27 protein-coding genes are annotated in these 25493 nt (G+C 70.7%); 10 read left to right on the top strand and 17 right to left on the bottom strand.

Annotation, left to right across the window (positions count from 1 at the left end):
* Positions 1 to 73: 73 nt before the first annotated feature.
* Positions 74 to 721 (bottom strand): DUF4245 domain-containing protein, encoded by a 648-nt coding sequence (locus tag AB0B94_RS29640; RefSeq protein WP_357287904.1) that lies wholly within the window; start codon positions 719 to 721, stop codon positions 74 to 76.
* 159 nt (positions 722 to 880) lie between these two features.
* On the opposite strand from AB0B94_RS29640, the gene glpX reads away from it, so the two are divergent.
* Both glpX and AB0B94_RS29630 read left to right on the top strand, forming a co-directional pair.
* Positions 881 to 1912, top strand: coding sequence for a class II fructose-bisphosphatase (glpX, locus tag AB0B94_RS29635; RefSeq protein WP_357287901.1), 1032 nt, complete (start codon positions 881 to 883; stop codon positions 1910 to 1912).
* On the top strand, positions 1909 to 2880 hold the full coding sequence (locus AB0B94_RS29630) for a DMT family transporter (RefSeq protein WP_357287897.1): 972 nt from the start codon (positions 1909 to 1911) through the stop codon (positions 2878 to 2880). The genes glpX and AB0B94_RS29630 overlap by 4 nt, the downstream gene beginning before the upstream one ends.
* Before the next feature lie 47 nt (positions 2881 to 2927).
* Here the strand turns inward: AB0B94_RS29630 and AB0B94_RS29625 are convergent, their stop codons facing one another.
* The 6 genes from AB0B94_RS29625 to AB0B94_RS29600 form a co-directional block, all read right to left on the bottom strand.
* Positions 2928 to 3896 (bottom strand): NAD(P)/FAD-dependent oxidoreductase, encoded by a 969-nt coding sequence (locus tag AB0B94_RS29625; protein WP_357287955.1) that lies wholly within the window; start codon positions 3894 to 3896, stop codon positions 2928 to 2930.
* 106 nt (positions 3897 to 4002) lie between these two features.
* A complete protein-coding gene (locus tag AB0B94_RS29620) occupies positions 4003 to 4656 on the bottom strand; it encodes a rhomboid family intramembrane serine protease (protein WP_357287894.1) in 654 nt (217 codons plus the stop codon).
* A 107-nt stretch (positions 4657 to 4763) separates the two neighbouring features.
* Positions 4764 to 5441, bottom strand: a complete 678-nt coding sequence (locus AB0B94_RS29615) for a lytic transglycosylase domain-containing protein (protein ID WP_357287890.1) — start codon at positions 5439 to 5441, stop codon at positions 4764 to 4766.
* A 277-nt stretch (positions 5442 to 5718) separates the two neighbouring features.
* On the bottom strand, positions 5719 to 7134 hold the full coding sequence (locus AB0B94_RS29610; protein WP_238666702.1) for a PhoH family protein: 1416 nt from the start codon (positions 7132 to 7134) through the stop codon (positions 5719 to 5721).
* 413 nt (positions 7135 to 7547) lie between these two features.
* Entirely contained in the window at positions 7548 to 7883 is a 336-nt protein-coding gene (locus tag AB0B94_RS29605) for a hypothetical protein (protein WP_091394339.1), read from the bottom strand.
* A 31-nt stretch (positions 7884 to 7914) separates the two neighbouring features.
* On the bottom strand, positions 7915 to 8259 hold the full coding sequence (locus AB0B94_RS29600; RefSeq protein ID WP_030328857.1) for a hypothetical protein: 345 nt from the start codon (positions 8257 to 8259) through the stop codon (positions 7915 to 7917).
* 264 nt (positions 8260 to 8523) lie between these two features.
* On the opposite strand from AB0B94_RS29600, the gene AB0B94_RS29595 reads away from it, so the two are divergent.
* The 3 genes from AB0B94_RS29595 (at position 8524) to otsB (ending at position 10375) form a co-directional block, all read left to right on the top strand.
* The gene (locus AB0B94_RS29595) at positions 8524 to 8967 is read left to right on the top strand and encodes an XRE family transcriptional regulator (RefSeq protein ID WP_357287885.1); all 444 of its coding nucleotides are present in this window, start codon (positions 8524 to 8526) and stop codon (positions 8965 to 8967) included.
* A 162-nt stretch (positions 8968 to 9129) separates the two neighbouring features.
* A complete protein-coding gene (locus AB0B94_RS29590; protein ID WP_238666706.1) occupies positions 9130 to 9483 on the top strand; it encodes a hypothetical protein in 354 nt (117 codons plus the stop codon).
* 67 nt (positions 9484 to 9550) lie between these two features.
* A complete protein-coding gene (gene otsB, locus AB0B94_RS29585; RefSeq protein WP_357287882.1) occupies positions 9551 to 10375 on the top strand; it encodes a trehalose-phosphatase in 825 nt (274 codons plus the stop codon).
* 23 nt (positions 10376 to 10398) lie between these two features.
* On the opposite strand, the gene AB0B94_RS29580 is transcribed toward otsB, so the two are convergent.
* The 4 genes from AB0B94_RS29580 to AB0B94_RS29565 all read right to left on the bottom strand — a co-directional run bounded on the left by AB0B94_RS29580 (position 10399) and on the right by AB0B94_RS29565 (position 15319).
* Entirely contained in the window at positions 10399 to 11169 is a 771-nt protein-coding gene (locus tag AB0B94_RS29580; RefSeq protein ID WP_091394347.1) for an isoprenyl transferase, read from the bottom strand.
* Between the two features lie 31 nt (positions 11170 to 11200).
* Positions 11201 to 12343 (bottom strand): geranylgeranyl reductase family protein, encoded by a 1143-nt coding sequence (locus AB0B94_RS29575; RefSeq protein WP_357287877.1) that lies wholly within the window; start codon positions 12341 to 12343, stop codon positions 11201 to 11203.
* A 248-nt stretch (positions 12344 to 12591) separates the two neighbouring features.
* Positions 12592 to 13437, bottom strand: coding sequence for a hypothetical protein (locus AB0B94_RS29570; RefSeq protein WP_357287874.1), 846 nt, complete (start codon positions 13435 to 13437; stop codon positions 12592 to 12594).
* Between the two features lie 37 nt (positions 13438 to 13474).
* A complete protein-coding gene (locus tag AB0B94_RS29565; RefSeq protein ID WP_357287871.1) occupies positions 13475 to 15319 on the bottom strand; it encodes a phosphoenolpyruvate carboxykinase (GTP) in 1845 nt (614 codons plus the stop codon).
* A 427-nt stretch (positions 15320 to 15746) separates the two neighbouring features.
* Between AB0B94_RS29565 and AB0B94_RS29560 the strand changes: the two genes are divergently transcribed.
* From AB0B94_RS29560 to AB0B94_RS29550, 3 genes are all read left to right on the top strand, one after another.
* Positions 15747 to 16295 carry a GtrA family protein gene (locus tag AB0B94_RS29560; RefSeq protein ID WP_238666713.1) on the top strand — a complete coding sequence of 183 codons (549 nt, stop codon included), beginning with the start codon at positions 15747 to 15749 and terminating at the stop codon, positions 16293 to 16295.
* A gap of 63 nt (positions 16296 to 16358) precedes the next feature.
* A complete protein-coding gene (locus tag AB0B94_RS29555) occupies positions 16359 to 17066 on the top strand; it encodes a GtrA family protein (protein WP_357287866.1) in 708 nt (235 codons plus the stop codon).
* On the top strand, positions 17063 to 17752 hold the full coding sequence (locus AB0B94_RS29550) for a MaoC/PaaZ C-terminal domain-containing protein (protein ID WP_357287863.1): 690 nt from the start codon (positions 17063 to 17065) through the stop codon (positions 17750 to 17752). The genes AB0B94_RS29555 and AB0B94_RS29550 overlap by 4 nt, the downstream gene beginning before the upstream one ends.
* A gap of 44 nt (positions 17753 to 17796) precedes the next feature.
* On the opposite strand, the gene AB0B94_RS29545 is transcribed toward AB0B94_RS29550, so the two are convergent.
* Complete coding sequence (locus AB0B94_RS29545; protein WP_357287859.1) at positions 17797 to 18369, bottom strand: PH domain-containing protein; 573 nt, start codon at positions 18367 to 18369, stop codon at positions 17797 to 17799.
* Between the two features lie 194 nt (positions 18370 to 18563).
* Positions 18564 to 19439, bottom strand: coding sequence for a biotin--[acetyl-CoA-carboxylase] ligase (locus AB0B94_RS29540; protein WP_357287856.1), 876 nt, complete (start codon positions 19437 to 19439; stop codon positions 18564 to 18566).
* A gap of 84 nt (positions 19440 to 19523) precedes the next feature.
* Here AB0B94_RS29540 and AB0B94_RS29535 point away from each other — a divergent pair, with 84 nt between their 5' ends.
* Complete coding sequence (locus AB0B94_RS29535; protein WP_357287853.1) at positions 19524 to 21107, top strand: acyl-CoA carboxylase subunit beta; 1584 nt, start codon at positions 19524 to 19526, stop codon at positions 21105 to 21107.
* Positions 21108 to 21195: 88 nt separating this feature from the next.
* Here AB0B94_RS29535 and AB0B94_RS29530 read toward each other — a convergent pair whose 3' ends face one another.
* The 4 genes from AB0B94_RS29530 to AB0B94_RS29515 all read right to left on the bottom strand — a co-directional run bounded on the left by AB0B94_RS29530 (position 21196) and on the right by AB0B94_RS29515 (position 24482).
* Complete coding sequence (locus AB0B94_RS29530) at positions 21196 to 22056, bottom strand: hypothetical protein (protein WP_357287851.1); 861 nt, start codon at positions 22054 to 22056, stop codon at positions 21196 to 21198.
* Positions 22049 to 22549: a SigE family RNA polymerase sigma factor gene (locus AB0B94_RS29525; protein ID WP_238666717.1), complete on the bottom strand. Its 501-nt coding sequence runs from the start codon at positions 22547 to 22549 to the stop codon at positions 22049 to 22051. The genes AB0B94_RS29530 and AB0B94_RS29525 overlap by 8 nt, the downstream gene beginning before the upstream one ends.
* Before the next feature lie 61 nt (positions 22550 to 22610).
* Entirely contained in the window at positions 22611 to 23594 is a 984-nt protein-coding gene (locus AB0B94_RS29520; RefSeq protein WP_357287846.1) for a 2-dehydropantoate 2-reductase N-terminal domain-containing protein, read from the bottom strand.
* Between the two features lie 156 nt (positions 23595 to 23750).
* The gene (locus AB0B94_RS29515; RefSeq protein ID WP_357287843.1) at positions 23751 to 24482 is read right to left on the bottom strand and encodes a M50 family metallopeptidase; all 732 of its coding nucleotides are present in this window, start codon (positions 24480 to 24482) and stop codon (positions 23751 to 23753) included.
* Between the two features lie 183 nt (positions 24483 to 24665).
* Between AB0B94_RS29515 and AB0B94_RS29510 the strand changes: the two genes are divergently transcribed.
* A complete protein-coding gene (locus AB0B94_RS29510) occupies positions 24666 to 25418 on the top strand; it encodes a GH25 family lysozyme (protein ID WP_357287840.1) in 753 nt (250 codons plus the stop codon).
* Positions 25419 to 25493: the final 75 nt, after the last annotated feature.

The following is a 25493-nucleotide window of genomic DNA, read 5'->3' as shown; positions in this document are numbered from 1 at the left end:
GACGCGTCGGACAATCACCCTTCGGGCCTGTTGCCCAGATTCGGTGCCAGCGGGGCCATCGCACCGGGTCCGGTCAGCGCAGCGAGCCGGCCAGTTCGCGGAGTTCGTTGTCCCGGGCGTCGCCGACGACGATCACCGTGCGGGTCGGCTCCAGCAGGACCAGCGCCTGCTGGTTTCCCCGGGCCGTGTAGAGCTGCCAGGCGCGCCCGGCCAGCTCGGTGGGGCCCTGCGGCTGGGCCTGACCGGTCAGCTCGGCGGGGAGCAGACGGTCCGCCGGGACGCTGCTCTGCAGCAGTTGGACGCCCCGCCCCTCCGGGGTGAGGTAGCCGAGTCGCAGGTTCGCACCGTCCTCGACGGTCTGGTAGCGGGCGCTGACCGTCTTCCAGTCGGCACCGAGCCCCTGCGGTTGGCTCACCGGAAAGACGTTCGCCGAACGTGCCTGCTCGATGGCGGGCGCCGGATCGACGGTGGTGGCCTGGTCGCCGCCGAGGAATCCCCGGTAGAACGCCAGCAGCAGCGCGATCGGGACGAGCAGCACCAGCAGCGAGATCGCCATGTCCTTCGGCGACCGCTCGGACTTGCCGGACACCGCCGGCGGCGGTGGGGTCGGGTCGGTCGCGGCGGGCTCAGCACCGTGGCCGGCGGGGACGTCGGCCGGCGGCTGACCGTCGGGCGGCGTGCGGTCGGCGGGTACGCGGTCGGCTGGCTGTGCGGGTTCCACCCGTCCATCTTCGCAGCCGCCCGACCGGCGGTATCCGGGCCATCACCGCCCCGCGCCGATGCCCGGTCGGCCATCGTGTGAGGATCAGCGACAAAGCCGGCAGTGGGGGCCTCCCCGCCGCCGGTCGTCCCCGCACCGTCGCGAGGAGGAGTAGCCGTCATGACGAACACCAGGACGCGGATCCCACAGGATCTCGACCGAAACCTTGCCCTCGACCTGGTCCGGGTCACCGAGGCCGCGGCGATGGCCGCCGGTCGGTGGGTCGGTCGGGGCGACAAGGAGGGCGGCGACGGGGCCGCTGTCGACGCGATGCGCAAGCTGATCAACTCGATCCAGATGCGCGGCGTGGTGGTGATCGGCGAGGGCGAGAAGGACAACGCCCCGATGCTTTTCAACGGCGAACACGTCGGCGACGGCACGGGCCCCGAGGTGGACGTCGCCGTCGACCCGGTGGACGGCACCACCCTGATGAGCAAGGGCATGCCGAACGCGGTGGCGGTGCTCGCCGTCTCCGAGCGCGGCGCGATGTTCGACCCCAGCGCCGTGTTCTACATGGAGAAGCTCGCCGTCGGGCCGGCGTACGCCGACGTGATCGACATCAACGCCGGTGTCGCGGAGAACCTGCGCCGGATCGCCAGGGTCAAGGGCACCGACGTCTCCGAGGTGACGGTCTGCGTGCTGGACCGGAGCCGGCACGACGACCTGGTCACGCAGATCCGCCGGACCGGGGCGGGGATACGGTTCATCTCCGACGGCGACATCGCGGGCTCCATCGCGGCGGCCCGGGGCGAGTCGGACGTCGACGTCCTGATGGGCATCGGCGGCACCCCGGAGGGCATCATCTCCGCGTGCGCGCTGAAGTGCATGGGCGGTGCGATGCAGGCCAAGCTGTGGCCGCGCGACGATCAGGAGCGGGAGAAGGCGATCGCCGCCGGGCACGACCTGGACCGGGTGCTGGGCACCGACGATCTGGTCACCGGCGACAACTGCTTCTTCGTGGCCACCGGGGTCACCTCGGGTGACCTGCTGCGCGGGGTGCGTTACCGGGCGGGCGGCGCGTACACCCAGTCGATAGTGATGCGCTCGAAGAGCGGCACCATCCGGGTCATCGACTCGTACCACCGGCTGGAGAAGCTGGCCCTCTACTCCGCTGTCGACTTTGACGGTCGGCCGCTGGCCGAGCAGGAGTGACAGCCACCGACACGGCGACCCCGCAGACCCTGTCGGCCGCCCGCCGGATCACCGGCGTCGCGCTGGCGTCGGCCTCCGGGGTCGCGGTGGCGGTGCAGTCGCGCATCAACGGCGAGTTGGGGGTACGCCTCGACGACGGCTTCGCCGCCGCTGTCGTCTCGTTCGGCGTCGGCCTGCTGGTGCTGCTGGTGCTGGTGCCCGCCACCCCCGGTGGCCGGCGGGGGCTGGCCGCGACGCGGCGGGCCCTGCGGACCGGCACGCTGCGACCTTGGCAGTGCCTCGGTGGGATGTGCGGGGCCTTCCTGGTGGCCACCCAGGGCCTCACCATCGGCACGTTGGGCGTGGCGGTCTTCACAGTGGCTGTGGTCGCCGGCCAGACCGGCAGCAGCCTCGCCGTGGACCGGGCCGGGATCGGCCCTACCGGCCGGCAGCCGGTCACCCGGCAGCGGCTGGCCGGCGCGGTGCTCACGGTGCTGGCGGTCGGCCTGGCGGTCGGCGACCGTCTCGGCGACCCGGGCGCGCTGGCGCTGGCAGTGCTGCCGCTGCTGGCCGGGGTGGGTATCGCCTGGCAGCAGGCCGTCAACGGTCGGGTCCGAGCGGCTGCCGACAGCGCGTTGACCGCCACGCTTGTCAATTTCGCCGTCGGCACCGTCACCCTGCTCGTCGCGTTCGCGATCGACATCGCCGTACGCGGCTGGCCCGGCGGTCACCTGCCGAGTGAGCCGTGGCTCTACCTGGGCGGCCCGATCGGCATCGTTTTCATCGCGATCGCCGCCGCGATCGTCCGCTTCACCGGTGTGCTGCTACTCGGCCTGGCCACCATCGCCGGGCAGATCGTGGGCGCCGTCCTGCTGGACCTGGTCCTTCCCACGGCGGCCTCGCACCCGGGTGTGAACACCCTGCTCGGGGCGGCGTTGACAATGGTGGCGGTGCTGATCGCCGCGCTGGCGCCACCCGCCCGCCGCTGAGTACGACGACGTCGGCTCTCGCACCGCGGACCCGGCCGGGGCGACTGTCAGCCGGCGTCGGAGGAGTGCCCGGGGAAGGGTCGGGCGCTCGGGTCGATGGTCATGGCCGCGTTGTTGACCGCCGTCGCCGCCTCGCCGAAGCCGGTGGCGATCAGCCGGACCTTGCCCGGGTATTCGGTGATGTCACCCGCCGCGTAGACGCGGGGCAGGTTGGTGGCCATCGCGCTGTCGACCAGGATGCGCCGGCGGTCCAGGCGTAGCCCCCACTCGGCGAGCGGGCCCTGGTCGGCGGTGAAGCCGAGCGCGGCCACCACGATGTCCACCGACAGCCTCTCGGTCGCGCCGCCGCGCACCGTCACCTCGGCACCGGTCACCGCGACGTCCCCGAGCAGCCTGGTGACCTCGGCGTTGACCACCAGCCGCACCGGCAGGGAAAGCACCCGGGCGACCGTCGAGGCGTGGGCCCGGAACTTCTCCCGGCGGTGCACCAGGGTGACCGACCGGGCCAGCGGTTGTAGCGTGAGCGCCCAGTCGAAGGCGGAGTCGCCGCCACCGACGATCAGCACGTCCCGATCGGTCAGCTCGGTCGGCTCGGTCACGAAGTGGACGATCCCCGAGCCGGGGGCGTCGTCGGCGCACGGCAACGGCCGAGGGCTGAAGCTGCCGAGCCCGCCGGTGACCACGATCGCGCCGCACTCGAGCTGCTCGCCACCGGCCAGGCTGAGCACCGGGCGACCGTCGGCGTACGCCAGCTTCTCCACCCGGGTGCCGAGCAGGTACTGCGGATCGAACGGGGCTGCCTGGGCCAACAGGTTGGCCACCAGGTCGCGGCCCTTGACTGCGGGAAAGCCAGCGACGTCGAGGATCAGCTTCTCCGGGTACATGGCGGTGACCTGGCCGCCCGGCTCGGGCAACGCGTCGATCACCGCCACCGAGAGCCCCCGGAATCCGGCGTAGTACGCGGCGAAGAGGCCGGCCGGACCGGCCCCGATCACGGCGACATCGACCTCGCGCATGGCGTACCGTCGCTTTCCGCTCACGGATCAACGCGTGCTGATCTCGACCGTAAGTGGGCGTCGACGGCCGGGCAAGCTCGTCCCAGAGCCGCGCCGGAGGACCGCCTCAGGGCAGGCTGAGCGGGGAGCCGGAGTAGTCCGAGCCGCCCACTGCGGGTCGCCGCCGACGGAACAGGATCGCCGCCACCACCCCGCCGAGCAGGCCGAAGAGGTGCCCCTGCCAGGAGATCCGCTCGTCGGTGGGGAGGATGCCGACCAGCTGCCAGCCGTAGAGCAGACCGACCAGGAGGAAGACCGCGAAGTTCCACCAGCTGCGCTCGACGATGCCGCGGGTGAGCAGGATGCCCAGGTAACCGAAGATGACCCCGCTGGCGCCGACCACCACCGAGTTGGGTGAGCCGGTGAACCACACGCCGAGCCCGCTGACCAGGATGATGACCAGGGTCGACCAGAGGAACCGGCGGGCGCCGGCGGCGAGGACGAAGGTGCCCAGCAGGATCAGCGGGATGCTGTTGCTGTAGAGGTGATCGAAGCCGTGGTGCAGGAACGGGGAGAAGAAGATCCCGTCCAGCCCGTCGATGCGCTGCGGGATGATGCCGGCGGTGGCGTCCAGGCCGAACGCGAGCCCCTGGTCGACGGCCTCGATGAGAAAGAGGAACGGGACCACCGCGCACATGGCGACGAACGCCCGGCCGAGCGCGGCGTAGAACGCCTCGGTGCCGAACTGGTAGGGGTCGCCGCTTGACGGGTGCAGGGTCACTCCACAACTGCTATCAGCAAAAGCGGCCGACCGCCACTCACGTCCCGTGCGGAGTACGCGCGAAGGCGGGGCGGGTGGAGAGCCACCTGCCCCGCCTTCGCGGGCTGTCAGTAGTGGTTGTTGTTCTGGAAGTAGGTCCAGGCGCCGCAGGGCGTCTTGTACTTGCCCTTGACGTAGCCCAACCCCCACTTGATCTGCGTGGCCGGGTTGGTCTGCCAGTCGGACGCGACGGAGCTCATCTTGTTGCCCGGGTACGCCTGGGGGATGCCGTACGCGCCGGACGAGGAGTTGCGGGCCTTGTGGTTCCAGCCGCTCTCCTTGGTCCAGAGCTTCTCCAGGCAGGGGAATTCGGCGATGCCGAAACCAGCGTCGATCATCAGGGCGCAGCCGGTCTTGCGGTTGCCGCTGTACTCGGCGCAGGACGCCGGGATCGGCCCGTTGTACGGCTTGGCCTCGGCGTTGGCGGCGGCGCGCTCGCGCTTACGGGACGCCGCGGCGGCCTCGGCACGGCGAGCACGCTCGGCGGCTTCCTTGGCGGCCTGCGCCGCCCGCAGCTTGGCCTGGTACTCGGCGGCCCGCTGCTTGGAGAACTGCACCTGGTGGGCGGCCTGCCGCTCGCGCTGGTACGCGAGGTCGGCCCGGTCGACCTCGAGACTGACCTGCTCGGTCAGACCCTGTTGCTGGGTTTCGCGGTCTTCGCCCAGGTAGAAGCCACCGGCAACGCCCACGGAGAGCAGCGCTACAGCAGCCGTACGGGCGCCCAACCGGCTCCACAGCCGACTCACGAAGTGGTCCCTTCGTCGGGAGCAAGGACGTGGCGCGGCGCAGACCACAGGTGGGCCCTCAGCCGTGCCACGAGCGCCCCGACCGGTTGCCGGCCGCGCCGACGCACCGACCTTCGCCGATGTCGTCCGTCTCGTGACGAACGATCGCCAACGATTCCGGTGGTGCATGGACGCTCGTGGGACACGATTGCGCACAGTGAGGCTGATGGGAAACCAACCAGACCGTTTGTGATCTGCGCCACACCGAAAATGCGGACGAAGGCCCGCATAACACCCGTTAAATCGGGATGTCCTCCAGGAGGTCCGTGACCATTGCGGCGATCGGCGACCGCTCCGAACGGCTGAGGGTCACGTGCGCGAAGAGCGGATGCCCCTTGAGCGCTTCGATGACGGCCGTCACCCCGTCGTGCCGGCCGACCCGCAGATTGTCCCGCTGGGCCACGTCATGGGTGAGCACCACCCGGGAGCCCTGCCCGATCCGGGACAGCACGGTCAGCAGCACCCCGCGCTCCAGCGACTGGGCCTCGTCCACGATCACGTAGGCGTCGTGCAGGCTGCGCCCACGGATGTGGGTCAGCGGCAGCACCTCCAGGATGCCCCGCGAGGTGACCTCCTCCAGCACGTTCTCGTGCACCACCGCGCCGAGCGTGTCGAAGACCGCCTGGGCCCACGGCGACATCTTCTCCGACTCCGAACCCGGCAGGTAGCCCAACTCCTGGCCACCGACGGCGTACAGCGGGCGGAACACGATCACCTTCTTGTGTCGGCGGCGCTCCATCACCGCCTCCAGCCCGGCGCAGAGCGCCAGCGCCGACTTGCCGGTGCCGGCCCGGCCACCCAGCGAGACGATCCCGATCGACTCGTCCAACAGCAGGTCGAGAGCGATCCGCTGCTCGGCCGAGCGGCCGTGCAGCCCGAACGCCTCCCGGTCGCCCCGGACCAGACGCACCGACTTGTCCGGCAGCACCCGACCGAGCGCGGAGCCACGCCCCGAGTGCAGCACCAGACCGGTGTGGCAGGGCAGCCCGGCCGCCTCGTCGAGGTCGAGCGTCTCGCCGGCGTACAGCTGGCCGATCTGCTCCTCGCTCAACTCCATCTCCGACATGCCGGTCCAGGTCGGGTCGCTGGCCTGGCCGTGGCGGTACTCGTCGGCACGCAGACCCACCGAGGCCGCCTTGACCCGCAACGGCATGTCCTTGCTGACCAGTGTCACCTCCCGGCCCTCGGCGGCGAGGTTGAGCGCGACGGAGAGGATCCGGGCGTCGTTGCTCTCGGTGCGGAAACCGGGCGGCAGGACACCGTCGTCGGTGTGGTTGAGCTCCACCCGCAGGGTGCCGCCGACGTCGTTGGCGGGCACCGGGCGGTCGAGTCGGCCGTGCCGGACCCGCAGGTCGTCGAGCATCCGCAGCGACTGCCGGGCGAACCAGCCCAGCTCCGGATGGTGTCGCTTGCCTTCCAGCTCGGTGATGACCACCAGAGGTAGCACCACCTCGTGCTCCGCGAACCGGTGGAACGCCGCCGGATCGGAGAGCAGAACCGACGTGTCCAGGACAAAGGCCTGGCCGGCTGGTCGCGGCTCCTTGGGGTCGGCCGGCGCGGCGGCCGCCGAACGGCGGCTCCTGGTGGCTCGGCGGGGCGTGGCAGTCGCGGCCGGGGTCTGGTCGGCACCGGCGATGGTACGGCGAGTCGTCACAGGCCTGCTCCGACGGATGGGCACCCGCCACCCGTGTTCCGCCTCCTCCGGTGCCCGGGGACACGGGGTCGGATGCGGAACCCCATGCGCGAGGTCGCAGATCCGGGCGGACCGGCTGGCTCGGGAGAACCCCGTGCCATGCCTAGACGCTAGCCCCGCCGGACCTTCCCGGCTAGGGGCCGAACGTGGATCTCCCAAGACGCGCTCGTGAACAGCACTCCGGCGACGCCCGCACCAGCCGAAACGCGCTGTCGTGAACGCGGCGGAACCGGCCGGGATGCATGCCCCCTGCGCGCACCCCGGCCGGTGGGGCCACCGTCACCGGTCTGACGTGACCCCGACGGTGCGTGTCCGCCGCGGACAACGCACCGCGCTCGTGGCGTCGGTCGGCGGGGCAGCCCCGCCGGCCGACCTCAACCGGTACGTCGGACGAGCGTGCCGGTCGGGTGCCGCCCGGTGATCGGGGCGGCCGGCGCGCTGAACGACGAGCCGGTGTACGTGGTGCCGGGGCGTTCGACAGCGCCGGCGGAGCGGACCACGCCCGCTGGCGACACCGACAGGGCCGAGGCGATCGCCGCCTGGGCGTCCCGACGACGCCGGTTCCAGGCGCCCCGGTCCCCGTCGAAGTAGCCCTGCCGGTACCCGAAGCGGTAGCCGATGCGGTAGCTGAGCTGCCCGTGCAGCCGGCCGGCCGCGTAACTGGTGGCACCGAGCACCAGGACGAGGAACACCGCGAGGAACGGGCTCATCGGGCAGCTCCGGCCCAGCCGGGACGCCAGGTCATCGCTCCTCCGGCTCGATCGTGGTGGGGTCGGCGACGAGCAGCCGGTCCAGGTCGTCGGTGCTGACCTCCTCGACCAGCTCGACGCTGATCCGGCAGCCGTCCAGCACGACTTCGGCCACCGAGGACCGGCGGATCTCGCCCCCGGCGTCGTAGACCCGGACGCTCAGCTCCGGGCAGCCGAGATGGGTACGCCAGGCGTTCCACTCGGCACGATCACCGACGCTCAGCGACAGGTAGCGGCAGCCTCGGGCCAGGTAGAGGCGCCAGGGGGCGGTCAACCCTGCGGCGACCCCCTCGGCGATCAGCCCGAAGGCCTGGGCGCGGGTGGCGAGCTCGGTCACCACGACCCCCTGGCACCGGGGGCGTGACGCATGTGAGCACCAATCGTCTCATGCACGTGACACACCGTAGATTGTCCCATGGGCGTGACAGTATCAGCTTTTCGTCCGCTTACGTTTGCCACTACGTTCATCTATTCTGCCCGCGTGACACCCCTCAACAGTGGCACTGACTCGTTTACCGGAAATCCGAACCCTTCGTCACGTCCGCGTGACAGTGGCGAGCCGGGGCGCGCACCCGCGGCTGGCTGGCCGTACCGTCACGGAGTGACCGAGACGGCCAATGCGCGGAAGATCGCCTTCGCCACCTTCGTCCGGCGGGCCCTGGACGAGGCACGGGCGACCCGAGCCTGGAGCGGCACCGAGGTGTCCCGACGCACCGGCGTGTCCCGGCAGACCATCAACCGCTGGGTCCGGGGCGACTGGGCCAGCGACCCGGAGGCCGAACGGGTGGTCGCCTTCTGCGAGGGCCTGGGGTTGAACCCGGCCGCCGCCTTCGCTGCACTCGGCTGGGACCGCGCCGCGTCCGGCCCCCGCCCCGGCCAGACCGCCCCTCCGATGGACCCCGACGTGGAGGCCCTGCTGCGCCGTCTGATCGATCCGCAGGTGTCGGACGCGGAGAAGTTCCACATCCGGGAAACCATCAGATACCTCGCATACCGCCCAACGCTGCCGGTCGATGTCCGAAAAAGGGGCAATCAGGCAGGCTAGTTCCTCAGATAGCGAAAGAACGCCTGGTCAGGTTCATTCGTTTACCTCCGGGGTTGGAACGGGCACGCTAGCGTCCCTATTCGTACTGCTTGGGCTCGTCATCGGCGGGGGGACGGGACAAGGCCGAACCCAGCCCTGCGGGACAGAAGGAGGGGTCTGTCCATGACCCTGAAGTGGTTGGCAGTCGTGGTCGCAACGGTGTCGGTGACACTGTGGGCGACCGGCAACACGGTGACCCTCGCGGTCGACGGCGGGCAGCTGCCGCTGCTCGTCAACCTCTTTGCGCTCATCACCGCCGGCACCGCGGTCGTCCTGGCCGTCGTCGCCGAGCTGCACGAGCGTCTGAACAACCGAATCACCGCGCTCACCGAGTTCCTGGTGGCACGGCTCAACGAGATCGACAACCACACCGGCGATCGCAACACCGGGTTCGTGGAGGGCTACCTGTTGAGCCACGGCCAGGAGGCGGCGGTGGTGCCGTTCGGCCGGCGCGGACGAGGAGCCGCCGAACGCTGATCGCGTACCGCTCAATGGGTTCGCTCGGCCAGGAATGAGCCTGGATCGCCGGGGTACGCTGACGCGCGTGCCGCCGTTGAATCTGGGCAATCAGCAGCCGAGGACCCCGTTGAACGCCGACCAGGCCTGGCAGACAACCGCCAGCCGGGCGGCCGGGACCGTGCTCTTCTTCGACTTCGACGGCACGCTCGCGCCCGTCGACGACGATCCGACAGCGGTACGCCCGGCGCCCAAGGCGTTGGCAGCGATCGAGGCACTCGCTCCGGTCGTGCAGCGGGTCGCGATCGTCTCCGCCCGACCCGTCGAGTTCCTTCGGGATCAGCTCGGCGGGCTCGCCGGCGTGGACCTCTACGGCCTCTACGGGCTGGAGCACAGCCACTCCGGCGGCGAGACAGTCACCGAACCGGCCGCGCTGCCCTGGGTGCCGACGATGGCGGAGCTGGCCGACCTGGCTCGGACGGAACTGCCCCCCGGCACGCTCGTGGAGTACAAGCGGCTCTCGGTAGCGCTGCACTGGCGTACCGCCCCGCAACTCGGCGCGACAGTGCAGCAGTGGGGGCAGGCGCAGGCCGACCGTCTGGGGTTGCGCTCGCAGGCCGGGCGGATGGTGCTGGAGCTCAAGCCACCTGTCGACCGGGACAAGGGCATGGTGATCGGCGAGGCGATCAAGGGTGCCACCGGCGCGTGGTACTTCGGCGACGATGTCTCCGACATCAAGGCCTTCGCCGCGCTGCGCGCTCGCGCCGCCGCCGACCCGGACTTCCTCGGTGTCTGCGTCGCGGTGGCCAACCCGGAGACCGGCCACGAGGTGGCAAACGCCGCTGACCTGACCATCGAGTCGCCAGCCGCCCTGGGTGACTTCCTCACCCAGGCGCTGACCCACCTGGCCTGACTCCGACGGCGTCGCCGCCTGGGTCAGGCGCCGTAGCGGCGTTGTCTGGTGGCGTACGAGCGCAGGGCCCGCAGGAAGTCGATGTGCCGGAAATCCGGCCAGTTGAGCTCGCAGAAGTAGAACTCCGAGTGCGCGGACTGCCACAGCATGAAACCTGACAGCCGCTGCTCGCCGCTGGTACGGATGACCAGGTCCGGGTCGGGCTGGCCCCGCGTATAGAGGTGCTCCGCGATGTGCTCGACGTCCAGCACCTCGGCCAACTCCTCGATCGTGCCCCCGGTGGCGGCGTGCTCCAGCAGCAGCGAACGGACCGCGTCGGTGATCTCCCGGCGGCCGCCGTAGCCCACCGCGATGTTGACCTCCGCGCCGCCGGTGCGCTCGCGGGTGCGCTCCTCGGCGCCCTTGAGTGCCGCGGCGGTCTGCGCCGGCAGCAGGTCGAGCGCTCCGACGATGCGCAGCCGCCAGGGGTTGCCCTCCTCGGAGAGCTCCACCACCAGGTCCTCAATGATCTTGAGGAGCGGGTCCAGCTCGGCGGCCGGACGGCGCAGGTTGTCGGTGGCCAGCAGGTAGAGGGTCACGTGCCCGACGCCGGCCTGGTCACACCAGCCAAGGACATGCTTGATCTTCGCCGCGCCGACCCGGTGCCCGTCGTTCGGGTCGACGAAGCCCATCTCCCTGGCCCATCGGCGGTTGCCGTCGCACATCACCCCGACGTGCCGGGGCACCGGCTTACCCGCGAGCTTCGCCGTGAGCCGGCGCTCGTACACGGAGTAGATAAGGTTCCGCAGCGTCATCACCTAGCAGCGTAGCGACCCTTCGGCCACTTCACTGCCTCGGAGCCCCATCCCCGCCGCCCAGACCGGCGCCGATCAGTGCGAGCGTACGAGCGGTGAGGCGTCCGTCACCCAGTCCCAACTCGACCACGTCGTAGAACACCCTGTCGTCGCGACGCGCGGCCCGCACCGCCGCGTCCACCACCCGGCGTCGCCTGGCCAGCCAGGCCGCCACCGAACTGTGCCGCAGGTGGGTGCCGAGGCGGCAGCGCAACCCGTCGGCGTAGCGGCCGGCAGCGCCCTCGGGCGACCGGGCCGCCGCCGACCCGGCGAGCGCGCCGGAGAGCAACGCGTAGAAGATCCCCTCCCCGGTGAACGGATTGATCAACGACAGGGCGTCCCCGGCCAGCAGGGTGCGCCCACGCCCCGGCGACGGCCGGTGAGTGGAGAGCGGCAGGTGGTGCGCGCGCAACGCGGTCACTGTCGCCAGATCGGTGGCGGGCAGCAGCGCGGCAAGCCGGTCCAGCAGGTACCCGCGGCTCAGCGGCTCACCGCGCAGAACCTCCCCGTACCCGACGTTCGCCCGTCCGTCACCGATCGGAAACGACCAGGCGTACGCCGGCCAACGCGCCTTCGACGTGACGATGAGCTGCTCGGACGGGCCGGGCAGAGCCGGGGCGTACCCCCGGATGGCCAGCGCGAGGTGCCGGTCGGGGTTCTGCGGATGGCCGAGCGCCCGACGTACCACCGAGCCGGCGCCGTCCGCGCCGATCACCACCCGGCCGGACACCTGCCCGTCGAGCACCACCCGGTCCGCGCGCGGCTCGACCTGGCGCACCGTGTGCCGGCGAAGCTGTGCGCCGGCGGCCACCGCGGCCGCCACCAGCCGCGCGTCGAAAACCTCCCGGGGCACCGTGTACGCGGGTCGGGGCAACGCCCGAGCCACCGCACCGCCACCGGGCGAGATCATGCGTAACGCCGGCAGCGGCGCGTAACCCGCCACCGCCTCGGTCACCCCCAGCTCGGCGAGCACGTCCACCGAATGCGCGGCGATCCCGTCACCACACGCCTTGTCCCGGGGAAAATCGGCCCGGTCCAGCAGCAGCACGCTGGCACCGGCCCGGCGCGCCGTCAGCGCGGCTGCCGCCCCGGCCGGCCCCGCCCCCACCACCACCACGTCGAACTCGTCGCCCACCGCGCGCCTCCCGTCAGCCCGACGTGGCGCGACATGGTCCCGCGCCGACGACAACCACCCACGCCGCACCGGCGCCGACCGTGGTGACCGCCGCCATCCCCATCCTCCCCCACCCACCCCTCGGGTACCGCTCGCCGTGCCCGGCGTTGCCGCCGCCCACCGCCACGCGATCTTGCAGTTTGTGTCGACGTTCCGCGAGGAATGCACCTTTTGTCGCCACACAAAGTGCAAGATCGACGGCGGGGGGGTCAGGCTGGGGTGCGGGTGGCTCGGTGTAGGCCGTAGAGGGTGAGGGCGGCGGCGGCCAGCAGGGGGGCGCCGTCGCGGATCAGGCCGTCCACGCCCAGCAGCCACCAGCACAGCGGCAGATCCACAGCGAGTACGGCCACCGTGACGACGACCAGCAGGCCCCGCGCCCAGTCCTTGCCCCGCATCAGGAACGCGGTGCAGAACAGCACCGCGTAGCTGGCCGTGATGCCCGCGCCGAACCAGAACAGCACGGCCGGCACCGCGGTCAGTCGACCATCCAGGATGGAACCCCCGGCCACCAGTGCCGGCACCAGCATCAACGGGCTGTAGGTGAAGGCCGCCACCCGACTGGTCAACAACCAGGCACTGGCCTGTGGTCGGCGGGGAGGGCTCTCCCGCCAGGAGATGCCGTCCCGATCGATGACGAGGCGTGGACGGTGCCGGACCAGGTGCCCGGCCAATGCCGACGAGCGGTAGAGCAACCAGACCACCGCGACACAGAGCGCCGTGAGAATGGCGAAGCCAAGCAGCCCGGGCAGCGGCGGCACCCCCTGCCGGGGCACGATGAGCCGGCCGACCGCGAAGATCGTGGTGACCGCGAGGATCAGCCCGAACGGGCGGGCCACCGTACGACCCCGTCGCACGTGCCCGATCAGCAGCAGGAAACCGAACGAGCGCAGCATTGCCCAACCGGTCCGTACGGCCAGCCCGAATCCCTGCTCCGGGGCGTACCACCAGTTGAGCAGCTCGACCACGACGGTGGCCGCCGCGGTCGTCGCCAGCAGGGTGGTGAGCACCCGGACGGCGGACGGCCGCCGGACCTGGGTCTCGGCGGCCGTCCTCATGAAATCCGATGGTGCCCGCGAACTGTCTCGTTCACACCTACCGCTGCGGCTGTGTGGCGTCCAGGCGGGCGCGCAGCGCGTCCAACTCGGCCCAGAGCACGCCGGGCAGCTTGTCACCGAACTTCTCGAACCACTCGGTGATCATCGGCAGCTCGTTACGCCACTCGTCCGGGTCGACCTTCAACGCGATCCGAACGTCCTCAGGGGTCATGTCCAGGCCCTCGACGTCCAGGGCGTCCGGCGCGGGGACCATGCCGACCGGCGTCTCGACAGCGGCGGCGGTGCCCTCGATCCGCTCGACGACCCACTTGAGCACCCGGGAGTTCTCCCCGAAGCCCGGCCAGAGGAACGAGCCGTCCGGGTCCTTGCGGAACCAGTTGACGTAGTAGATCTTCGGCAGCTTCGCCTCGTCGCCGTCGGCGCCCTTGCCCATCTCGATCCAGTGCCGGAAGTAGTCCCCGGCGTGGTAGCCGATGAACGGCAGCATCGCCATCGGGTCCCGCCGGACCACGCCGACGGCGCCGGACGCGGCGGCGGTGGTCTCCGAGGAGAGCGTCGCGCCCATGTAGACGCCGTGCACCCAGTCGCGGGCCTCGGTCACCAGCGGGATGGTGTCCTTGCGGCGTCCGCCGAAGAGGATCGCGTCGATCGGCACGCCGTTCGGGTCGAAGTACTCGTCGGCGAGGATGGGGCACTGGGTGATCGGGGTGCAGAACCGGCTGTTCGCGTGGGAGGACAGGCTGTCGCTCTCCGGCGTCCAGTCGTTGCCCTTCCAGTCGATCAGGTGTGCCGGCGGCTCGCCCATGCCCTCCCACCAGACGTCGCCGTCATCGGTCAGGCCGACGTTGGTGAAGACCGAGTTGCCCCGGTCCAGGGTGCGCATGGCGTTGGCGTTGGTCTTCCAGTCGGTGCCGGGCGCGACGCCGAACAGGCCGTACTCGGGGTTGACGGCGTAGAGGCGGCCGTCCGGGCCGAACCGCATCCAGGCGATGTCGTCGCCGATGGTCTCGACCTTCCAACCCGGGATGGTCGGCTCGACCATGGCCAGATTGGTCTTGCCGCAGGCAGACGGGAACGCGCCGGCGATGTGGTAGGTCTTGCCCTCCGGCGAAGTGATCTTGAGGATCAGCATGTGCTCGGCGAGCCAGCCCTCGTCCCGGCCCATCACGCTGGCGATCCGCAGCGAGTAGCACTTCTTGCCGAGCAGCGAGTTGCCGCCGTAACCCGAGCCGTACGACCAGATCTCCCGGCTCTCCGGGAAGTGCGAGATGTACTTGGTGTCGTTGCACGGCCAGGCGACATCCTGCTGACCGGGGGCGAGCGGGGCGCCGATCGAGTGCAGCGCGTGCACGAAGTCCGCGTCGTCGCCCATGGCCTCGAGGACCCGGGTGCCCATCCGCGTCATGATGCGCATCGAGGCGACCACGTACGGGCTGTCGGTGATCTCGACACCGAACATCGGGGACTCGGCCTCGACCGGCCCCATGACGAACGGGATGACGTACATGGTGCGACCGCGCATGGAGCCCCGGTACAGGTCCGTCATCGTCCGCTTCATCTCGGCCGGCGCCATCCAGTTGTTGGTGGGGCCGGCGTCCGCCTCGTCGACGGAACAGATGTAGGTGCGCTCCTCGACCCGGGCGACGTCCGTCGGGTCGGTGCGCGCGTAGAACGAGTTGGGCTTCTTCTCCGGGTTGAGCCGGATCAGGGTGCCGGCCTCGACCAGCTCATCGGTGAGGCGGCGCCACTCCTCGTCGGACCCGTCCACCCAGACGACACGGTCGGGGGTGGTCAGTTCCGCGACCTCACGGACCCAGGCGAGCAGTTTCGGATGGGACGTCGGGGCCTGATCGATACCCCGCACAACAGCCGGAGCAACCATGACACATCTCCTTGTGGTCGACGCTGACCGATCTATGGGATGCACGAGACTCAGCGGCGCGATGCGTCGCCTTCGTGGAAACCTGGGATTGGCCTCAGCGTAAACCGGGCAGCCTTCCGAGTCAGTGGGACAGGTTGTGAAGAACTGCACAAGCTACGGCCTCGCTGCGGCATCACGAGCTGATACCCGCTTTCCCGCGCAGTTTCACGCAAATCTTGTTGTGCACCCCGGCGGACGCTTGTTGCGGTCGGGCCGTGGACCTGCCCCGCCGACCGATGCGGTGATTCCCGTTCCGCGGCGGCTCAGTCCTCCCAATTGGCTACGCTCTGTGCAGTGGTCACGTACGCGGCGCTGGGGCCCTGCGGGAGACCACGCCCGCTTGCCGTTGCTGCCCCTCTGACTGGCCGGCAGCCGGTAGGCTCCCTCCGTGGCCGCCACGATGACCGGGGAACAACCGGGTCCCCGGCAGACCCGACGGGGTCTCGTCGGCTTACTCCTCGACCGCTTCGGTCACCTCATCCGCGAGATGGGCAAGTTCGCCACTGTTGGCGGTTTCGCCTTCCTCGTCGACTTCGCGCTCTTCAACTACCTGACGAGCAAGCACGGCGTCGAAGAACTGACGGCGAAGACGATCTCCACAGTGATCGCGGCCTCCGTCGCCTTCGTTGGCAACCGGTTCTGGACCTGGCGGCACCGCCAGCGCAACAACGCGGCTCGCGAGTACGCGCTCTTCTTCTTCTTCAACGCTGTCGGTCTCGGCATCACGGTGGCCTGCCTCGCGCTGAGCCGCTACGGGCTCGGAGCCATCTGGCCGGCGGTGTTCCAGACGCGCCTGGCGGACAATCTCGCCAGCTACATCGTCGGCACGGGGTTCGCCACACTGTTTCGATTCTGGTCGTACCGGCGGTTCGTCTTCGTCGAAGCGGGAACCCCGACCCTTCCGCAGGTGAATCCCGATCGAGACCACGGGGCGTGACCTGCCGCCCACCTCGTTCGGCCGGTGATCGCCGGCCGCACCGACTGCCCTAAGGTGTTTCGCATGCGTCTTGTCCGCCTGCTGCCTGAGCGCTGGCAGAAGTTCATCCACGAGGCGCTCAAGTTCGGCATCGTCGGCGGCATCAACACCGTCATCAATTACGCGGTGTTCAATGCCCTTGCACTGACCGTTTTCGTCAATGGTCAGTTGAAGGCGACAGTGATCGCGACGATCGTCGCCACCATCACGTCGTACCTCATGAATCGGCACTGGACGTACCGCGATCGCCCGAAATCGGCGCTTCGCAGGGAATATCTCCTTTTCTTCCTGTTCAACGGCGCTGGTCTGCTCATTGAACTGGGGGCCGTGGCGGCGGCCAAGTACGGACTCGGCGTACACGGCCTGCTGGCGCTGAATCTGGCCAAGACCGTCGGCGTCTTGCTGGCCACGCTGTTCCGGTTCTGGTCCTACCGCACCTTCGTCTTCCAACCCGTCGCACCGGCCGAGGACGAGGCAGCGAAGACCGACTCCACCTGGCACGACATTCCGCGCGACGAGTGGGACACCATGGCGGAGATGGACCCGGTCGCCGAGTTGGCGGAATCGGTGTCCGAGCTGGAGGAGGCGGAGTCCGCGCAACGCCTCGACCCCCCGGCCGGCGCACCGGCTCAGGGCCGGCCCCCGCGGCTGAGCGTCAGCCCCGCCGTCGACCTTGACGCGGAACTCGCCGCGGAGCTGCACGTCAGCACCCGTCGCGCGCCCCGCCGGTGACGACCCCCGACGCCCGCTCCGGCACGGGGCGACCGGCCGAGCTGTTCTTCGAGGATCTCGTCCCGGGGCTCACCGTCGACCTTGGCGTGGTCACCGTGGACGCCGACGAGATGGTCGCCTTCGCCCGCCGCTTCGACCCGCAGTGGTACCACGTCGACCCGGACCTGGCCGCCGCGAGCCGGCACGGTGGTCTGATCGCCAGCGGCTTCTACACCGTCAGCCTGTTCATGCGCGCGTACGTCGACCACCTGCTGTCCCGGGCCGCCGCGGACGCGTCCCCCGGTCTGGAGGAGCTGCGTTGGCTCGCCCCGGTGCGCGCCGGCGACCGGCTCGCGGTCCGGGTCGACGTGATGGGCGCCCGGCCGTCGACCGCCCGGCCCGGGCTCGGCACCGTCAGCCTCACCGGCACCATGCTGCGCCTCGGCCCTGACGACCGGCCCGAGCAGGAGGTGCTGCGGACCCGCTTCCGCGGCTGGTTCGCGGTGCGACCGGTCGAAGCCGAGCCCGCCGAGACCGAAGCCGCCGATGCGGCCGAAGCCGCCGCCGCTGACCAGCCAAACGTTGACCAGCTCGGGGTTGACCAGCCCGACAGCGGCCCTACCGCAGCGGATCCGTCCACCGTCGGGTCCTCCGACGGCGACCCGACGGAGAGCGGCGGCTCACCCCAGGCCCAACGACCCGACTGACCCGCCCCCGACCGCACGGCAGGGGCGGGTCACCACCGTCCGGTTCAGGTAGTGGTGTCGCGCAGCGGCTTGCCGTCCTGCATGTCGGCGAGCATGTCGCGCATCTCGCCATCGCCGAGCGAGTGCTTGTCGTGCTGTGCCTCCACCAGCTCGTACAGGGTGGTCTGCACCTTTCCGACGTCCGGCACGTCGGCGAGCACCGACTGGCCGCGCTCACCTGCCGACTCGATGGTGAGCGTCCCACAGCCGAGCAGGCGCTCGACGAAACGCTGGTTCATCGAGTGGTCGTTGACCCGGGCGAGCGGAAGATCCCGCCGGTCCCGGGAGAACACGCCCTGCTGAAGCAGGACTCGCTCGTTGGTGAACAGGTAGTGGGTGGTGCGCCAGACCAGGAACGGCCACAGGCCCAGCCAGAGCACCCCGACCAGGGCGATCGCCCCGATCACGGCCAGCGCTATCGAACCGCCGCCACTCTCGGGCAACAGGAGCACGCCGACCACCACCGCGGCGATGGCCAGCACCAGCACCGCGATCGGCCGGATCAACGCCTTCCAGTGCGGATGCAGGTGCAGCACGACGTGCTCGTCCTCGGTGAGCACGTCTTCAGGAAACGCCACGGGAACCTCCAACGCGATTTTCTAGACGCGCAGACGGTAAACCCCCCAACCCCTCCCACAACATCCGCCACGCGGCCCGTCCCCGCCTGCCCGCGATCTTGCACTTTCCGTCGCCGTTACGCGGCTTTCACCCCGATCCACCTCGACCGAAACCGCAAGATCGACGGGGTGGGGCGGGGGTGGGGTGGGATGGGTTAGCGGAGGTGGAGGACGTCGCCGGCGGCCAGGGTTCGGGCGCCGGTTGACGTGGTGACCATCAGTTGGCCGTCCGGGTCCACTCCGGTGGCGGTGCCGGTCAGGGAATCGCCGTTGGGGAGCAGAACGCGCACCTCGCGGCCGATCGTCGCGCAGGCCGCCAGGTACGCGTCGCGCAGGCCGCTGGCCACCGCGTCGCCGCCCGCCGAACGCCAACGGTCGTACCAGTCGGCGACCGCCCGCAGCAGCGCCCGCAGCAGCGGATCCCGGTCGGTGGCCACCGCGCCGGCCAACTGGAGCGAGGTGGCCGGCAGCCCGGTCGGATTCACCGGCAGCTCGTCGGCGCGCAAGGTCACATTGAGCCCGATGCCCAGCACGATCGCCGGCGGTTGGTCCGGCGCCCGTGCGGGCACCGCCTCGGCCAGCACGCCCGCGCACTTCGCGTCGTCGATCAGCAGGTCGTTCGGCCACTTGAGGGTGGCTTCCAGCTCGGCCAGCCGGGCCACCGCCTCGACCAGCGCGACGCCGGCCAACAACGGCAGCCACCCGTACCCGGTGGGTGCCGCCGGCAGCCAGCCGCGATCCGGCACCGCCTCGCCGGGCCGCAGCAGGACGCTCGTCGCGATGCCGGCCCGCGCCGGCGACTGCCAGACCCGACCGCGCCGGCCGCGCCCCTCGGTCTGCCGCTCGGCGACCACGACCAGGCCCTCGGGCTCGTCGGACCGGGCGGCCTCGGCCACGTCGGCGTTCGTGGAGCCGGTCTCGGTACGCAGCTCCAGCCGGGCCCACGGCCCGCTCGGTGCGGTCAACGCGCGGCGCAGCCGGGCCGCCGACAGCGGCGGCCGGTCCAGATTCGTGTACGGGGAGCCCGACATTCCGCCAGCCTACGGCGGTGCTCCGGTCGACACTGAGGCGTACTGCACAGCGGCACCCACCTGAACCATCGTTATATTCCCTGGGTGACTACCGAGACCGGGACCAACATCCACAGCACCGCGGGCAAGCTGGCGGACCTGGAGCGCCGGGTCGACGAGGCGGTGCACGCCGGGTCGGCCCGCGCCGTGGAGAAGCAGCACGCGCGCGGCAAGAAGACCGCCCGGGAGCGGATCGAGATGCTGCTCGACGAGGGCTCCTTCGTCGAACTCGACGAGCTGGCCCGGCACCGGTCCACTGCCTTCGGGCTGGAGCGGAACCGCCCGTACGGCGACGGTGTGGTCACCGGCTACGGCACGGTGGACGGCCGGCAGGTGTGCGTCTTCGCGCAGGACTTCACGGTCTTCGGTGGCTCGCTCGGCGAGGTCTTCGGCGAGAAGATCGTCAAGGTGATGGACCTGGCCATGAAGATCGGCTGCCCGGTGGTCGGCATCAACGACTCCGGCGGCGCGCGCATCCAGGAGGGTGTCGTCTCACTCGGCCTCTACGGCGAGATCTTCTTCCGCAACGTGCGGGCCTCCGGCGTCATCCCGCAGATCTCGCTGGTGATGGGCCCCTGCGCCGGCGGCGCTGTCTACTCCCCGGCGGTCACCGACTTCACAGTGATGGTCGACCAGACCTCGCACATGTTCATCACCGGCCCCGACGTGATCAAGACGGTGACGGGCGAGGACGTCGGCATGGAGGAGCTGGGCGGCGCCCGTACGCACAACTCCCGCAGCGGCAACGCGCACTACCTCGCCAGTGACGAGGAGGACGCTGTCGACTACGTCAAGGCGCTGCTGTCGTACCTGCCGTCGAACAACCTCGACGAGCCGGTCGTCGTCGACGCCCCCGCTTCGCTTGAGGTCAATGACGAGGACCGGGAGTTGGACACCCTGATCCCGGACTCGGCCAACCAGCCGTACGACATCCACACGGTCATCGAGCACGTCGTCGACGACGGGGAGTTCCTGGAGGTCCAGCCGCTCTACGCGCAGAACATCGTGGTCGGCTACGGCCGGGTCGAGGGGCGACCTGTCGGTGTGGTGGCCAACCAGCCGATGCACTTCGCCGGCACCCTGGACATCGCCGCCTCGGAGAAGGCCGCCCGGTTCGTTCGCACCTGCGACGCGTTCAACATTCCGGTGCTGACCTTCGTGGACGTGCCCGGCTTCCTGCCCGGCACCGGTCAGGAGTGGGACGGCATCATCCGCCGGGGCGCGAAGCTCATCTACGCGTACGCCGAGGCGACCGTCCCCAAGGTCACCGTGATCACCCGCAAGGCGTACGGCGGGGCGTACGACGTGATGGGCTCCAAGCACCTCGGCGCGGACCTGAACTTCGCCTGGCCGACAGCGCAGATCGCGGTGATGGGCGCGCAGGGCGCGGTGAACATCCTGTACCGCTCCGAGCTGGCCGGCGCCGAGGACCCGGCGGCGGTCCGGGCCGAGAAGATCGCCGAGTACGAGGACACCCTTGCCAACCCGTACGTGGCCGCCGAGCGCGGGTACATCGACTCGGTGATCGCTCCGCACGAGACGCGCACCCAGATCGTCCGGGCGCTGCGCGTCCTGCGGACCAAGCGGGAGACCCTGCCGCCCAAGAAGCACGGCAACATCCCGCTCTGATCACGCTCCCTCGATCCGCGCAACGTCGGGGCAGGTGCTGCCGCCGGGCGGCGGGCACCAACCCTGGGGTTGCGCGGATCAACAGCGGTCAGCAGGCCGGGTTGGCGGCGACGCACATCCGGCTGGCGGCGACCTCCGCCAGGTGGCGCAGGTCCAGCTCGGTGCCGGTCTGTCCCTGACTGAGCACGGTGATCAGGTCGCCCACCCGGACCACGGCGGTGGTGGTCGGCCGAGGTGCCGCACCGATGGGCTCGCCCGTCTTCCGGTCAACGGGCTGCGAACCGGTGTGCCGCAGCAGCGCAGCCCCGTCGCCGGCGAAGTCCCGCTCGACCACTGTCCAGCGGTGCGTGGCCGACCCGGTGCCCGTTGCGCCCCCCACCTTGTATTCGCCGGTGCTGGTCCATTCGGCACACGGGGCGACAGTGTCGTCCAGATTGGCGAGAAGCTGAACGGAGGCGTCCGGGGTCAGCCGGAAGACATCCTGCGTGACCAGGCCGTCGGACTCGGCGAGGATTGCCGCAGCGCGCCTCGGCACCAGGGTCTGCGAGCGGGACAGGATCGAATACTGCCAGCCAGCCGATCGCCCCTGACTCTTGCGGCAGACGGCGAGCATGTGGTCCAGCAGGACCGGCTCTCCCAGGCCCGATTGGCTGAGCTGCACATCGACCTGCTGCGGCAGGTCGGCCGGTTGCAACAGGGCCTCGGTGGCGATCTCGTGCCGGGTCGGCGCGGCGGACGGCGCGGCGGCCGGCGGGACCGGCGGCGGAGATTTCCTCGGGGCGGCGACCGCCACCGCGGAAACCCCGGCGAGGGCCAGCACGACGGTGGCCACCACGATCCTGCGCTGGCCGCGGCGACGGGCCCGGGAGCGGATCTCCTCCGGGCCGAGCCACCGCACGTCCCCCAGGTCCCGCTGGATCTGTTCGACGAACGTCGGGTCGTCACGCATCGGTGGCCTCCTCCAGATCAGAGACGGCGAGCAGGCCGGCGAGCGCGGTACGCCCCCGGGAGAGACGGGCCTTGACGGTGCCCACCGGAGCCGCGGTCTCCCGCGCGACCTCGGCGACCGGCATGCCTACCAGGTAGTACAGGGCGATGGCGACGCGTTGCTCCTCGGGCAGTCGACGCAGGGCGGCGACCACGGCGACCGTGTCGGTGCCCGGCCCGGGAACGGTCTCGGTGGCCCCGTGTCGCAGGTAGGCACGGGCGCGGCTACGCAGGCTGCGCCACCGGCTCACGGCGATCCGGCTGGCCACCACCCGCACCCACGCCTCCGGGTCGTCGTACGCGCTGATTGTCGACCAGCGCTGCCACGCCCGGACGTACGCCTCCTGCACGGCGTCCTGCGCCTCACCCCGATCGCCGGTGAGGGCGTAGACGAACCCGAGGAGTCGTTGCCGACTCCCCCGGTAGAACTCGTCGAACCCGTCGACGTCCGGCACCCGCTACCTCCCCGTGTCGGTCGCTGGGAACACGCACCGGCGAGGGCCGTTGGTTGCCCGGTCAGGCGATCGACTTTTCCAGCTCGCTGAGCGGGAACGCGCCGGCCCCGATCCGCTCCCGGACCGCCCGGCGTACGGCCCGCTGCACGGCGACGTTGACCGGCGTCGGTACGCCGTGCAACCGGCCGAGCAGCGCGATCTCGCCGTTGAGGTGGTCGACTTCGGTCGAGCCGGTGCCCCGGGCCAGACTCTGCCAGGTGGAGCCGCCGGAGCGGGCCTCGCCGTCGACGGGGCGCTGCCCGACCAGGTCGCCGCGTTCGGCCTTCTCCTCCTCCGGCGAGGTGTGCGCGATGCCGGCGGCGGCGAGCGCGGCGACGCCCTCGGCGCGTACCCGCTCGACCAGCGTGTCCGGAATGTCCCGGCCGAGCAACGCCTGGAGGCCGTTACCGAGGTTGCTGAGCAGCTTGCCGTACTTCCAGCGCAGCACGTCGGCGCGGACCGGGGCGACGAAGCCGGCGGCGGTCAGGTCCGCGGCGATCCCCCGGTCGGTGTCGTCGGCGCCCCCGGGGTACCGCCCGATGTGGAGCATCCCGGGATGCGGGTACCCGTTGGCGACCACCACGCCCGGGTCCAGGTGAGTGGCCGGCAGCCAGACGCAGACCGGGTGCACGTCGGCGAAGAGGCGCAGCGCGGCCCGCTCGTTGGCCACCCCGTTCTGCGCGGTCACCAGCGGCAGACGTTCGCCCGCCGTGCCGCCGCCGACCACCGCGGCGTCCACCCAGGCGGCCAACGCGCCGGCGGTGTCCTGCGACTTCACGGTGAGGATCAGCACTGTGTCCGCAGGCAGCGGCTGGTCAGTGGGCCGGTCCACCGCGGCGAGCCGGGCGGTGACCTCACCGTCGGGCTGCCGCAGTGTCAGACCCCGCGCGCGGATCGCGTCCAAATGGGCGCCCCGGGCCACCACTGTCACGTCCCGGTCGGCCTGGGCCAGCCGTACGCCGATGGTCCCGCCGACCGCACCCGCCCCGATGATCACGTATCGCATGCCCAAATCCTCCCCTCCCCACCCCCACCCCTGCCCCGCACCCCGCCCCACGCCCCCGCCGTCGATCATGGAGTTGTGGTGCCCGAACGAAGAGTGATCGCGGTTTTTGTGGCCCACCACAACTCCATCATCGACCTGGGCGGCGGGCGGGGACCGTCAGGGGTTGGTGAGGAACGGGCCGGCGAGCAGGAGCGCGCCGGCGATCAGGGCCGCCAGGTTGACCAGGGCGAAGACACTCACCCAGAAGAACGCCGGGAACGGGGTGAGGCCGGCGAGTTGGTCGGCGTCCGAGGCGGGCATCCGGCCCCGCGAGCGCAGCCGTTGCAGCTCGACCACCGGCCGCACCCCACCGAGCAGCAGAAACCACACCCCGGTGTACGCGAAAGCGGCCTGGACCTGCGGCGTCGCGTACCACGAGACGGCGAACACCAGCGCGCCGGTGACCAGCAGCGACACCACGCCGAAGACGTTGCGGATCATGACGAGCATGGCCAGCAGCAGCGCCACGGCCACCCAGAGCAGCAGTGTGATCCGGTTGCCGCCGAGCAGCCAGGCGCCGGCCAGCCCGACCAGCGGCGGCGCGACGTATCCGGCGAGCAGGGTGAGGATCATGCCCGGTCCGGTGGGACGGCCAGCGGAGAGCGTCAGCCCGGACGTGTCCGAGTGCAACCGGATGCCGCGCAACTTACGGCCGGTGAGCAGGGCGACCAGGGCGTGACCGCCCTCGTGGGCGATGGTGATGGCGTTACGGGCGATCCGCCACGGCAGCCGGGTGGAGACCACCACCAGCGCCAGCGCCCCGGTGATCAGCACCAGCAGCGCCGGCGGGTCCGGCTGCGCGCCGAACAGCGTGTCCCACAGGTCTCCCAGACCGTCGATCGACATCATGGGGCGCGAGCCTACCGGCGGCGTTCCGTGTCGCTCCCGAGGCACCGGCTCGTATCTCCCGTTCCACTCCCGTCACCGGGACTACCAACGGCCGTCGATGAAGCTTTTTTCAGTCACCCTTGTGATCTAGGGCACTTATCTCCAAAGATGGATGTCGATAGAGCCACGTCCTTGGAGGCACTCATGGCCCGTACCCGATCATCGCTGCGCCGCGCGCTCGCGGCCGGCCTCACCGTCCTCGCCACAGCGGCGGCGGCCCTGGTCGCGACCGCCGGACCGGCGGCCGCCGCCACCACACCCGGCGTCGACGTCTCCCGCTACCAGGGCACCATCAACTGGACCAGCGTCCGCAACGCGGGCATCCAGTTCGCCTTCATCAAGGCAACCGAGGGCACCAGCTACAAGGACCCGAACTTCAACGCCAACTACGTCAACGCGTACAACGCCGGGGTGATCCGCGGGGCGTACCACTTCGCCCGCCCGAACATCTCCGCCGGCTCCACCCAGGCCAACTACCTGGCCTCCAACGGCGGAGCCTGGTCCGCTGACAGCCGCACCCTGCCGGCCGCGCTGGACATCGAGGGCAACCCGTACGCCGGCGGCTACTGCTACGGGCTCAGCACCACCGGGATGCGCAACTGGGTGCAGGACTTCCTGAACACCTACCGCTCCCGCACCGGCCGGTACGCGGTCATCTACACCACCACCAGCTGGTGGAACCAGTGCACCGGCAGCTGGACCGGGCCGTGGGCGAACCACCCGCTCTGGCTGGCCCGCTGGTCGAGCACCCCCGGCGCCCTGCCGGCCGGCGCGCCGGTGTGGAGCTTCTGGCAGTACACAAGCACCGGCGCGGTCTCCGGGATCAGCGGCAACGTGGACCGCAACTACTGGAACGGCGACCGGAGCCGCCTGATCGCGTTGGCCAACAACACCTGACCGGGCCGTTGGCGGCAGCGGGATCGACTGTCACCACACGGTCGACAATCGGTCCGGCTGCCGCCACACCACCGG

Origin of the sequence: Micromonospora sp. NPDC048986 (genome assembly GCF_040649335.1) — a bacterium.
Classification (GTDB): domain Bacteria; phylum Actinomycetota; class Actinomycetes; order Mycobacteriales; family Micromonosporaceae; genus Micromonospora; species Micromonospora alfalfae.
Note: the sequence above shows the minus strand (reverse complement) of the source record. Positions and strands in the feature narration are given on the sequence as shown.